Source organism: Synechococcus sp. UW140 (assembly GCF_900474295.1).
In the GTDB taxonomy this organism is placed as follows: Bacteria; Cyanobacteriota; Cyanobacteriia; order PCC-6307; family Cyanobiaceae; genus Synechococcus_C.
This window is the reverse complement of the sequence record NZ_UCOB01000034.1, coordinates 24,831-35,923: the sequence shown is the minus strand read 5'-3', so window position 1 is coordinate 35,923 and position 11,093 is coordinate 24,831. Positions and strand designations below refer to the sequence as shown.

Genomic DNA, 11,093 nt, shown 5'->3' with positions numbered 1-11,093 from the left:
CAGAGATCAACAGCCAAGGTCGATCTCATCATGGTGAGCGAACAAAAAAGATTAACCGCACAATAGATTCCTCAACCTTGAGAGCGCCGACCCTTTCACCTAACCCATCCAATGGGATCATGGCCGATTCAGGCTTGATTAAAAAACAGGCCCATCACCAACACCATCATCAAACCCCATCCCGTCATCAAAGAGATCATCATCCTCAACAATTTCTGGCTGCTGAGGAATGGGGCCTGAGCTCGGCTGAGATCCATCAAGACAACTCGTGGTGGTCTTGAAGTCAGAAGTGAAGTCTTGGCAGTTGATCAAATCGCCTTGAGCCCAAAGGCCATGAGGAGACATCAGCAACAAGGGAGCCGCGACAAGCAACAGAAGCAGGCGCAAATCAAAACCGAAGCTTTCATCATGATGGCTAAAGACTCTCTGATCCATCTATGGACGAGAGCACAGCGATCAGATCCGACTGGATGACAACCCGAAGAACGCGAATGGGGATCGAAAAAGACATCCCAGCCAATGCTCAAGCAGGGCTTTAGCCCTTTCAGATTTCACAACCATCATCTCGAGAACAACTGAATCAACCGCTCTGAGCCAAGCAGCGATGCAGATGGGCAATGGCGTGATGACGATGCGGATTGCTTCGGCTCGGACTCATCATTCCCAGCCAGAAACTGCCATCGCCCTGAAACACCAAGACAGGCTTGGAGACTGCCTTGCCATGGGATTCCAACAGCGACATGCAGAGCTTCTCCGCCACTTCCATGCCCTTGGGCCTGGCCCTCAGACGGCGCAGCACTGGATCCACCTGGGAAAACGACACGAACGTGGCCCGCTGGGCATCGGTGACCAGGATCATCCCGTCCAACCACTGCACCTCGAGCAACAGATCCTCGATCGAGGCCAGCAGAGAGGGAAGCGGGAAGGCCATCACAATTCTGCGTCTTAAGGTTTTCTTTCTAATCTCCCTGGTGCCCTGATCGCAAGCGGTAGACGGTCCGGCCAGGCTCAGGCTTGCAGTAAAAGCACACCCATCTGGCCGGCCATCAGTGGCCTGTGACGCACCACAGCAAAGCCCGCTTCCCTTGCCATCGCTTCCTGCTCAGCACCGCTCGCAAAACGTTCAAGGCTTGCCTCGAGATACGCATACTGGGGCTCCAGATTGGCCAGGGCCGCCGCTGGTACCACCACGCGGCGCAGGTACTGACGTTGAAAAGCAGCAGACAAGCTGGCCTCAGGCAAACGGTTGAAGTCGAGAACCCCAGCTCGACCACCCGGCTTGAGCAAACGGTGCATTTCCGCCAGGCCTGCTCCGGCATCGGCAAGGTTGCGTAGGCCATAGGCCATCACAACACCATCGAAACTGGCATTAGGAAGGGCCGTGGCCATGGCATCACCTTGCAGCCACTGAACATTCAGCCAGGGCTCAACAGAACGGCGCTCCTCTGCCAGTTCCAATGGCGCCCCGGCCGCATCAAGGCCAATCACTTCGCCACCGGGCCGAACCGTTCTGGCTAACGCCAGTGCCAGATCACCGGTGCCGCAACAGAGATCCAACCAGCGTTCTCCCTGACACGGTCGCAGCCAGGCGATCAGCTGACGCTTCCACTGCCTGTGCAGGCCGAGGCTGAGCAGATCATTGAAGCGGTCGTAGCGAGGGGCCACATCATTGAAAAGCTGCTCAACGGCAGCGGCATCTCCAGGTTTCACATCCATCCGTTCAAACCGGCAGACCGTTGAGGGTCATCACCATCACCAACGCGAGCCCAACAGCGGCCGAACACACCAAAGATCCAGCCAGCATTAACGAAAACTCGCTCTGATCAATCGCGGACTGCATCAATTTCAGAGCCCAAACCACCAAGCCAACCACCACCACCGAACTGAGCAATCCCAGCGGGAGCACCCACTGATGGGCAATCAAAGGCACCCCATCAGGTGGAAAGTCGGTGGATCCATCAACCACAACCGTTTCAGGAACGTGCAGAAACTTTAGAGAAGACGCTCAAGCCTGCGCAGGGCGGATGGTCATGCCCCGCTGCAGCAGGTCTTGCTTGATCTCCTGCACGGTGAGGACGCCGTCATGCAACAGCGAAGCCAACAGGGCCGCCGACGCCTGCCCCCCCTCCGACCCATGATCCAAAGCCGCGGCGATGTGATCCAAACAGCCAGCCCCACCGGAGGCGATCACGGGTACCGGCACCGCCTGGGCCACAGCCCTTGTGAGCGTCAGGTCATAGCCGGCCTGGGTGCCATCACCATCCATCGAGGTGAGCAAGATCTCACCAGCGCCCAACTCCGCCACACGACGGGCCCAAGTCACCACATCAAGACCGGTGTTCTCCCGTCCTCCCTTCACAAACACATCCCAGCCATCAGCACCCTGCTCACGTCGCCTTGCGTCGATCGCCACCACGATGCACTGGCAGCCGAAGCGGTCGGCGCCACGCGCCACAAGCTCTGGATCACGCACCGCCGAGGAATTGAGGCTGACCTTGTCGGCTCCGGCCCGCAACAACTCTGTGATGCCGTCAACCGAAGAGATCCCCCCTCCAACCGTGAAAGGGATCGTCACCTCCTCCGCTGTGCGCCGCACCATGTCCACCAGGGTTGCCCTGCCCTGATGACTGGCAGCGATATCGAGAAACACCAGTTCATCCGCTCCAGCTTGGCTGTAACGGCAAGCCAGCTCCACCGGGTCTCCGGCATCGCGAAGTCCCACAAAATTCACACCTTTCACCACACGGCCGTCGGCCACATCAAGGCAAGGGATCAGGCGAAGGGCGACCATGACGACGAGAGGAGATCACGAGGCGGCTGTTAGGGTGACGCCCACTTTCCAAGCCTTGCAGGCCATGTCCCAGGCGGCGATCAACATCGGCTCCAAGGTTCGGGTCACCCGCGTTCGTGACCGCATCCCAACCACCCTTGTCGAGCTGCTCCAAAAGGATGCGAGCGGCGAAGTCGTCGATTTCCGCACCGTCGATGGCCAGGGCATCGGTGTTGTGGTGGAACTCAGCAATGGCACCACCTGCTGGTTCTTCGACGACGAAATTGCTGCAGCCTGAGGTCTCAGGCTGTGAGTGACGCCCGTCAACTGCTTGGCATGAAAGGTGCCAGTGGCACCTCCAACATCTGGAAGCTGCGACTGCAGCTGATGAAGCCCGTCACCTGGATTCCCCTGATCTGGGGTGTTGTCTGCGGTGCCGCTGCAAGTGGCAACTACCAATGGCGTCTTGACCATCTGGCCGCAGCGATCGCCTGCATGCTGATGAGCGGCCCTCTTCTGGCCGGCTACACCCAAACGATCAACGACTACTACGACCGCGAGATCGACGCGATCAATGAGCCCTACCGGCCCATTCCAAGTGGAGCGATCCCGCTGTTCCAGGTGAAGATTCAAATCTGGCTGCTGCTACTCGCGGGCCTCGGCGTTGCTTATGGCCTCGACCTCTGGGCCGGGCACACCACGCCCGTGGTCTTTCTGCTCGCCCTTGGAGGCTCCTTTGTGAGCTTCATCTACTCAGCTCCACCACTGAAACTGAAGCAAAACGGCTGGCTTGGGAACTACGCCCTTGGAGCCAGTTACATCGCATTGCCCTGGTGGGCAGGCCAGGCTCTGTTCGGTCAACTCACCTGGGCCACCGCCCTGCTCACCCTGGCCTACAGCCTGGCAGGCCTCGGCATCGCCGTCGTGAATGATTTCAAAAGCGTCGAAGGCGATCGGGCCCTTGGCCTCCAGTCTCTTCCTGTGGTGTTCGGCATCAAACGTGCCAGCTGGATCAGCGCCGGGATGATTGATGTCTTCCAGTTGCTGATGGTTGCCGTTCTGATCGCAATCGGACAGCATTTCGCAGCAGTGCTGCTTGTGCTTCTCATCGTTCCCCAGATCACATTTCAGGACATCTGGCTTCTGCGTGATCCGGTCGAGTTCGACGTGAAGTACCAGGCCAGCGCTCAACCCTTCCTGGTGCTCGGAATGCTTGTGACCGCATTGGCCATTGGCCACAGTCCTCTGACCCAGGTGATGTGAAGCGCACCCGCCGTCATTGGGTCCTGCTAGCCGGCTCAGCTGCGGCGATTGGTTGCGGTGTGGCCCTTGGCCAGGGAGCTCTGACCGAGGCACTTGATGCCACGCTGCCGGATGCACGCGCGATTGCCAGTTTCAACCGACCAGGCACCATCACCCTGCTGTCCAGCGATGGACAGGTGATCCAAAAGCTGGGTCCTGCCACCCGGGAAAAAGTCAATCCAGGGGAGATGCCGCTGCTGGTGAAGGAGGCCTTCGTGGCCGCCGAAGATCGGCGTTTCTATGAGCACGACGGCGTTGACCTCTGGGGAATCAGTCGTGCGCTTGTGACCAACCTCAAGCAACGCGCGGTGCGTGAGGGCGCCAGCACGATCACTCAGCAACTGGCCCGCACGGTGTTTCTGAGTCAAGACCGCACCATCACCCGCAAGCTTCGGGAAGCAGCCCTGGCCTACAAGCTGGAACGGCAGCTGAGCAAGGAGCAAATCCTTGAGCAATATCTCAATTACGTGTACCTCGGCTCTGGTGCCTATGGCGTCGCCGATGCCGCTTGGGTGTACTTCTCCAAAACCCCCAATCAGCTCAGCCTGCCGGAAGCGGCACTGATTGCCGGTCTGCCTCCAGCACCTTCGGTGTATTCACCGCTGGTGAATGAATCCGTTGCGCGCGAACGCCGAGCGATCGTGCTGAACCGCATGCACCAAGCCGGCTTCATCACCGCCAGCGCAGCCGAAACGGCCCGCAACACTCCTCTCAATCTCAAACCTGCCACCCCGAAATACTTCAACAGTGCAGCGCCTTACTTCACCAGTTGGGTGGCGCAACAACTGCCTCAGATGCTCACACCTGAGCAACTGGAAGTGGGTGGCCTCAAGATCCGCACCAGCCTCAATCTGAACTGGCAGAAGCGGGCCCAGCAGGTGGTGCGTGAGTTCGCCCCAGGTAACGCTGAGGGTTCGATCGTCTCGATCGAACCCGGCACTGGGCTGGTGCGGGTGATGGTGGGCGGCAAGAACTTCCAGGCGAGTCAGTTCAACCGCGCCACGCAGGCCCTGCGCTCTCCGGGCTCCACCTTCAAGCTCTTCCCCTATGCCGCAGCAATCAATGCGGGTGTGAAACCAGAAGACATCTTTGTGGATGCCCCTCGCTGCTGGAGCGGCTACTGCCCCAAGAACTTCGGCAACAAGTATTTCGGCAAAATTTCACTGGCGGAAGCCCTGAAGAACTCCCTCAACACCGTGGCAGTGCAGCTGCAGGACAAGGTGGGCTTCGACGCAATCATCGCCATGGCCAACAACCTGGGCATCGGCACCACCCGGCCGCTCGGCAAGTACTACCCGATGGCCATCGGCGCCTACGAGCAAACAATCCTCGATATGACCGCTGCCTATGCCGCTGTCACCAATCGCGGCGTCTACGTCAAGCCCACCGCCTTCGAGGACATCCGCGGCCCTGGCGGCCAAATAATCTGGAGCCGCCGTAGCGACGGTGCCAGGGGGCGTCGCGCCGTCGACAGTGACGTGGCGGACACGATGAACTGGATGCTGCAACGGGTGGTGACTGGAGGAACCGGCGTGGCGGCGAAGCTCGATGACCGCCCCGTGGCTGGTAAGACCGGCACCTCGGAGGGAGCGCGCGACCTCTGGTTCATCGGGTCCATTCCCCAGCTCACCACCTCCGTGTGGTTTGGCTACGACAACAATCGCGAAACCAACAGCAACAGTGGCGAGGCCGCTTGGGCCTGGAAGCAGTTCATGAACAGCATCAAGAGCAACTTCCCCGTCCAGAAGTTTCCGCCCAAACCTGTGCTCACAAGACTGTTCCGGGATCCCCGAGGCACGAAGCGTGCCCAGCCCGAACGCAATAACGACCCGACCAAAAAGCCCGACGATCCCAGCAAACCCGACACCAGTTGGGACACGAGCACCCCAGCAGATCCCAATGCCACAGCACCGAAGCGGAATGTGGTGCCTCCAGGCGGCCCGCCGGTGGACGAATTCTTCAGGCCATTGCCGGTGCAGTAACCGGCGCTTCGATCACAGCGGCATAGAAGCCATCTCCTCCGTCAGGATCCGGCCAGCGCTGCTGCTGCTGCGTCAGTGTCAGCTCGGGATGCCCCTCGAGGAAAGCCTTGATCCGATCGCCGTTCTCGGCTGGATGGATCGTGCAGGTGGCATAGACAAGAGTGCCTCCCGGGGCAAGCAGAGGCAACATCGCCTCCAACAACCGCGTCTGCAAGGGCAGCAACTCCGCCACAGTGGCCGCACTGACCCGCCAACGGGCATCCGCATGCCGAGCCAAGGTGCCCAGGCCTGAACAGGGTGCATCCAACAAGATGCGCTGAAAGGAAGAGCGCCACTGGGGTTTGTGCTCCAGAAGCTCGGCGGCATCAGCGGTCATGGCCTGCAGACAGCCAGTGCCGAGCCGAGCGGCATTGGCAGCAACCCGCTGCAGACGCCCGGCCGAACGATCCACAGCCCACACCTCGCCCCGATCACCCATCAGCTCGGCGATGTGGGTGGCCTTGCCCCCTGGGGCAGCGCAGGCATCGAGCACCTTGTCCCCCGGCTGTGGATCCAACAAAGGCGACACCCATTGGGCAGCGCGATCCTGCACGCACCAATGGCCCTCGTCGTAGCCAGGCCAGCGACGCAAATCGCCACCACTGCTCAACACTTGCAGTCCATCGGGACACTCCGGAATCGGCACGACCTCCAACCCCGCCTGCTCCAGAGCAGCGCGGACCTCAGCGGGGCTGCTGCGCAGGCGATTGACCCGCAGATCAAGGGGCGGCACCTGATTGCAGGCCCGAGCCACCCGCTCCGCTTGCTCAGGGCTGCACCATTGCTGCAACTCCTGGCAGAACCAGTCCGGCAGCGACTGCTGCAGGGCCAGGCGCAGGGCCGGATCAAGAGGGAGCTCAAGCTCCTCCCCCAGGTCCCGGGCCCGCAAGGCAGCCCGGAGCAGACCATTGACCACCGGGGCCAGACGGGCCAGCCCGTGCTGTTTGGCCAGCTCCACGCTCGTGTTCACGGCTGCCGCGGCCGGGATCCGCTGCATGAAAAGAAGTTGGTAAAGCCCGAGATGCAGCAGCCAACGCAGCCGCGGCGGCTGTTTCAGGGCAGGAACACGACCGAGCCGATCCAACCAGCCATCCAGCCATCGCCGCTGACGGATGGCGCCATAGGCGAGTTCAGTGACCAAGCCGCGATCGACCGAGGCAAGACTCTTTCCACGCAGGGCACGCTCCAGCGCCACATCGGCATAGGCACCAGCGGCCACCGCTTCCAAGACCTCCCAGGCGATGCGACGTGGAGCCACGCCAGCGGCCGGCGACGCGCTCTGGGCGGATCGATCACTCACGGGCTGCAGGCATCACACCCACATCCTCCAGTGCAGGCAGACCGGGAGGTTGGGCTGGGCGCCAAAGGAAGCGCTGCAGCGGCAGACGACCATCCCCATCCACTGGGATACCTTCCGCAAGCAGCAGGTCTCGCTGCATCCAGTCGGACCCCTCACGGCTGAGGCTCATGGCAATGCAACCGCGGGCATTCACCACCCGATGCCAGGGCAGCTCGGACGGCAACGACAGCCGCCGCAGTGCCCAGCCCACCTGGCGCGCGCAGCCGTAGGCACCGATCCAGTCAGCCACCTGGCCATAGGTGACGAGACGTCCGCGGGGAATCGCAGCCACCACCTCACGCACCCGCTGATCGAAACCACCGCGCTCAGCAACCAGGATTGACGCAGCCAGGGGTGATGCAGCCATGCCCGCATAAGCCTCTACACCCCAGGCTGCCAGGGGTGAGGACCACTGCGGGAACGGCGTGGTGGGATGCTGGTGTGCTCGGACTAACAAAGAACGCAATGACGGCTGACAAGGAGCTGATCAAAGAGGTGGCTCAGGAGCTGTGGGACACCACGAAGAAACTCCGCCCTGGCCTGCCCAAGATCGTGCGCTCCCAATTGGTCCTGAAAGCGCTGATGACCATCGGCGACCTCCAGGATCAACTGCAGGCCGGAATGATTCTCGGGATCATTGCGGACCAGGAGCCCGATGACGAGCCCGCAGGCGAGAGCAAGGAGAGCGGTGTCGATTCAACCGTCAGCGACACAATCGACAACGACAAACCGGCCAGCGTCGATGAATCCCGCAATGCGCCCCGGGTCGTTCGCAAACGCTCCGGCGCCCGCTGAGCACAGCATCAGCGTGCGCCAGCCGTGACACTTCTGCATGACACTGCTTAGAGCCTTGATGTTGTTTGTGGTTGGTCTTGGGCTGACCCTGCTGATGCCTTGGGGCTTGCTCTCGTTGCTGCTGGCAGCATCTACTGGGCTCGTCATCCTTCAAGCGATCGAGGGGTAGCGCCCGATGCCCCTACTCCCCCGTCGATTTGAACGTCTGAAGTCCGTTCTCGATGGCCGCATGCGTGATCTCACGGTGCTGCTTGAGCATGTGGAGAAACCGCACAACCTCTCGGCGATCCTGCGCAGCTGCGATGCCGTTGGGGCCCTTGAAGCCCACGTCGTCAGCCTGAGCGGCCGGTCGCGCACCTTCAACAGCACGGCCCAGGGCAGCCAGAAGTGGGTTCCCCTGATCGATCACCCCAGCATTGAAGACGCTGTCACCAGACTCAAGTCGCAGGGATTCAGGCTCTACGGCACCCATCTAGGTGTCAATGCCCGCGACTACCGCGACTGCGACTTCACCGGCCCCACCGCCTTCGTGCTCGGCGCAGAGAAATGGGGGCTGAGCGATCGGGCTCAGGCACTGATGGATGAAGCGGTGTTGATCCCGATGACAGGCATGGTCCAGTCGCTGAATGTATCTGTCGCGGCGGCGACTTTGCTCTTTGAGGCCGCCAGACAACGGCGGGCGGCAGACGTGCTGCCCACCAAGGGCGAGGGTCTACCCGGAGAGCTGTATGAACAGCGGCTGTTCGAATGGGCCTACCCGGAGGTGGCGGATTGGTGCCGCCAGGAGAAGCGCCCTTACCCCGCCTTGAACGCGGCAGGCGAAATTCTTGAGCAACTGCCGCGCACCCTCAAACTGCGCTGCTAAAGGATGAGTCCCGATCGACTCGCCATCGCTACGGTCGAGAGCACTGATGCGATCACGGTGTGTTGAGCCCCAAAACCACCCTCTCCTCCCTGGGCGAGGTGCATCTGTACCGGATGTCGACCCCCGACCATGAATGCCCCTGGGGCCTGAAGGCGATCAGCCTCCTGCAACAACACGGCATCCCCTTCCAGGACCACAGGCTCATCAACCAGCAGCAAGTGGACAGCTTCAAGCAGAAGCACGGTGTTGCCACCACCCCCCAGCTGTTTGCGGGTGCTCAGCGGCTGGGCGGCTACAGCGAGTTGGCAGCGCGACTGGGCGAGACGGCGGAAGCAGCGGACTACTCCTACACACCTGTACTCGCCGTGTTCGGCACCACTCTGCTGATGGCGCTGGTGCTGGGAGAGCACACCCTGCAGCACTTCATGGGCTTTTCGGTATGCGCTCTGGCGATGCTGAAGCTGATGGATGTGGAGTCGTTCGCTAGCAGCTTTGGCAAATACGATCTGATCACCCAGCGGTTTCGGCTCTGGGCTCGTCTCTATCCCGGAGTGGAACTGCTAATCGGTCTGGGATTTCTGCACCAACCACCCGTCGCGCTCGCCGGTTGGGTGGCGTTGGCCATCGGTGTGCCAGGCATGGCATCCGTGCTCAAAGCCGTTTATGTCGACAAGCTGGCGCTGAACTGCGCCTGCGTGGGAGGCAACAGCAAAACTCCCCTAGGAATTATCAGTTTCAGCGAATACGCAATCCTGACCGTGATGGGTGTTGCAGTGGCCTTCGAACTGGCGTTCTGATCCAGGCACGTGTCTAGATCAAAAAGGAATGAGCACGTCTTTGCGTGCCTTGGATCGCTGCGTGACCGGCTGGTTGCGTCGCGCAGCAGGCAGACGCAGGGCCACTACCAAGACCAAGGTCTCCAGAAGCATGTTCTGACCGACAAACAGCACCACAAGTGCCAAGGCAATGGCCAGCATCTGCTCGAGTAGGCCGATCACATCGTCCGGGTTGGAACGCCCCGACAGCCACAAGTACGTGCCCATCACCAACAGCACCAGAGTGGCCCACAAGGGCATGGGAGCGGAATGCAGAGTGCTTCCAGTGTGGCGCAGGTCGAACGAATGCGGGATTCAGGCCTGACAGTGCCTGTCAGGCAAACGCAACATCTCAGCCACTAGGAGCATCACCACTACTCACCCAAGCCTCCAACCCTTCACCAAGAAAGGAGAGGCCGAGCACCAGCACAAACATCGCCAGTCCTGGATAGAGGGCAGTCCACCAGATGCCGGTGGGCACCGCCGCCAGGGCCAAGTTGAGGTCGCCGCCCCATTCCGGCACGGTTTCTGGCAACCCGAGCCCAAGGAAGCCAAGCCCCCCCAGCACGAGGACCGCATCAGCAGAATTGAGCGTGACGAGCACTGGCACCGAGGTGATCACATTGCGCAGCAGATACTTGCGCAGGATCCACACCGGCCCGGCCCCGAGCGAACGGGCCGCCTCCACGAACAACTCCGCTTTGACTTGAGCGGTCTGGTTACGGACCACTCGGAAGTACTGGGGCACGTAAACCACACACAAAGCAGCGGCAGCATTGGGGATGCCTCGACCAAGCAAGAAGGCCAGCACCACAGAGAGAAGCAGAACCGGAAGGGTGTAGAGGGTGTCCATCAACAGCACCAAGCACCGATCCACTGCGCCGCCGAGATAGCCGCTCACCATGCCCAACGGCACGCCGATCACTAAGGCGAGAGCCACCGCCAAGAGCACCACCTGCAAGGCCACACCACTGCCTTGGAGGGTGCGGACACACACATCGCGACCAAGGCGATCGGTGCCGCACCAATGCTGCAAGGACGGAGAGGCATAGATCGGGTTATCGAGCCCAGCATTGGGATCTGGGAGCCAGCCGGCCCACAGCAGCAAGGGAGTCACCAGAGCAACCAAGGCGTAGATAGCCACGATCACCAAACCCCAACGGGCCATCCGGGCCGAAAGGCTGGG

General features: G+C 61.1%; 14 protein-coding genes. 6 read left to right on the top strand and 8 right to left on the bottom strand.

Features of this window, described 5'->3' with window-relative positions; all coding sequences use genetic code 11:
* Positions 1–580 precede the first annotated feature (580 nt).
* The 4 genes from DXY10_RS13690 to hisF form a co-directional block, all read right to left on the bottom strand.
* Positions 581–931 carry a hypothetical protein gene (locus tag DXY10_RS13690; RefSeq protein ID WP_115020008.1) on the bottom strand — a complete coding sequence of 117 codons (351 nt, stop codon included), beginning with the start codon at positions 929–931 and terminating at the stop codon, positions 581–583.
* A 77-nt stretch (positions 932–1,008) separates the two neighbouring features.
* Positions 1,009–1,710 (bottom strand): bifunctional demethylmenaquinone methyltransferase/2-methoxy-6-polyprenyl-1,4-benzoquinol methylase UbiE, encoded by a 702-nt coding sequence (ubiE, locus tag DXY10_RS13685; protein WP_115020081.1) that lies wholly within the window; start codon positions 1,708–1,710, stop codon positions 1,009–1,011.
* Between the two features lie 10 nt (positions 1,711–1,720).
* On the bottom strand, positions 1,721–1,930 hold the full coding sequence (locus DXY10_RS13680) for a hypothetical protein (RefSeq protein WP_115020080.1): 210 nt from the start codon (positions 1,928–1,930) through the stop codon (positions 1,721–1,723).
* Between the two features lie 75 nt (positions 1,931–2,005).
* On the bottom strand, positions 2,006–2,791 hold the full coding sequence (hisF, locus tag DXY10_RS13675; protein ID WP_115020007.1) for an imidazole glycerol phosphate synthase subunit HisF: 786 nt from the start codon (positions 2,789–2,791) through the stop codon (positions 2,006–2,008).
* Between the two features lie 64 nt (positions 2,792–2,855).
* On the opposite strand from hisF, the gene DXY10_RS13670 reads away from it, so the two are divergent.
* From DXY10_RS13670 to DXY10_RS13660, 3 genes are read left to right on the top strand one after another with little or no spacing between them, the layout of a single operon-like run.
* Positions 2,856–3,068 (top strand): DUF2862 domain-containing protein, encoded by a 213-nt coding sequence (locus tag DXY10_RS13670; protein WP_115020079.1) that lies wholly within the window; start codon positions 2,856–2,858, stop codon positions 3,066–3,068.
* An 11-nt stretch (positions 3,069–3,079) separates the two neighbouring features.
* A complete protein-coding gene (gene chlG, locus DXY10_RS13665; protein WP_115020006.1) occupies positions 3,080–4,033 on the top strand; it encodes a chlorophyll synthase ChlG in 954 nt (317 codons plus the stop codon).
* Complete coding sequence (locus tag DXY10_RS13660; RefSeq protein WP_115020005.1) at positions 4,030–6,054, top strand: transglycosylase domain-containing protein; 2,025 nt, start codon at positions 4,030–4,032, stop codon at positions 6,052–6,054. The genes chlG and DXY10_RS13660 overlap by 4 nt, the downstream gene beginning before the upstream one ends.
* Here DXY10_RS13660 and DXY10_RS13655 read toward each other — a convergent pair.
* Both DXY10_RS13655 and DXY10_RS13650 read right to left on the bottom strand, forming a co-directional pair.
* Positions 6,032–7,393 carry a 16S rRNA (cytosine(967)-C(5))-methyltransferase gene (locus DXY10_RS13655; protein WP_115020004.1) on the bottom strand — a complete coding sequence of 454 codons (1,362 nt, stop codon included), beginning with the start codon at positions 7,391–7,393 and terminating at the stop codon, positions 6,032–6,034. The two genes, DXY10_RS13660 and DXY10_RS13655, sit on opposite strands and share 23 nt — an antisense overlap.
* A complete protein-coding gene (locus tag DXY10_RS13650) occupies positions 7,386–7,799 on the bottom strand; it encodes an MGMT family protein (protein ID WP_115020003.1) in 414 nt (137 codons plus the stop codon). The genes DXY10_RS13655 and DXY10_RS13650 overlap by 8 nt, the downstream gene beginning before the upstream one ends.
* A 98-nt stretch (positions 7,800–7,897) precedes the next feature.
* Between DXY10_RS13650 and DXY10_RS13645 the strand changes: the two genes are divergently transcribed.
* From DXY10_RS13645 to DXY10_RS13635, 3 genes are all read left to right on the top strand, one after another.
* A complete protein-coding gene (locus DXY10_RS13645) occupies positions 7,898–8,227 on the top strand; it encodes a TIGR03894 family protein (protein ID WP_115020002.1) in 330 nt (109 codons plus the stop codon).
* 175 nt (positions 8,228–8,402) lie between these two features.
* Positions 8,403–9,092, top strand: coding sequence for a tRNA (guanosine(18)-2'-O)-methyltransferase TrmH (trmH, locus tag DXY10_RS13640; protein WP_115020001.1), 690 nt, complete (start codon positions 8,403–8,405; stop codon positions 9,090–9,092).
* Positions 9,093–9,205: 113 nt separating this feature from the next.
* Positions 9,206–9,889, top strand: coding sequence for a glutaredoxin (locus DXY10_RS13635; protein WP_115020078.1), 684 nt, complete (start codon positions 9,206–9,208; stop codon positions 9,887–9,889).
* 18 nt (positions 9,890–9,907) lie between these two features.
* Here DXY10_RS13635 and DXY10_RS13630 read toward each other — a convergent pair whose 3' ends face one another.
* Both DXY10_RS13630 and DXY10_RS13625 read right to left on the bottom strand, forming a co-directional pair.
* Positions 9,908–10,168: a hypothetical protein gene (locus DXY10_RS13630; protein WP_115020000.1), complete on the bottom strand. Its 261-nt coding sequence runs from the start codon at positions 10,166–10,168 to the stop codon at positions 9,908–9,910.
* A gap of 91 nt (positions 10,169–10,259) precedes the next feature.
* Positions 10,260–11,075, bottom strand: a complete 816-nt coding sequence (locus DXY10_RS13625) for an ABC transporter permease (RefSeq protein WP_244282397.1) — start codon at positions 11,073–11,075, stop codon at positions 10,260–10,262.
* Between the last annotated feature and the right edge of the window lie 18 nt (positions 11,076–11,093).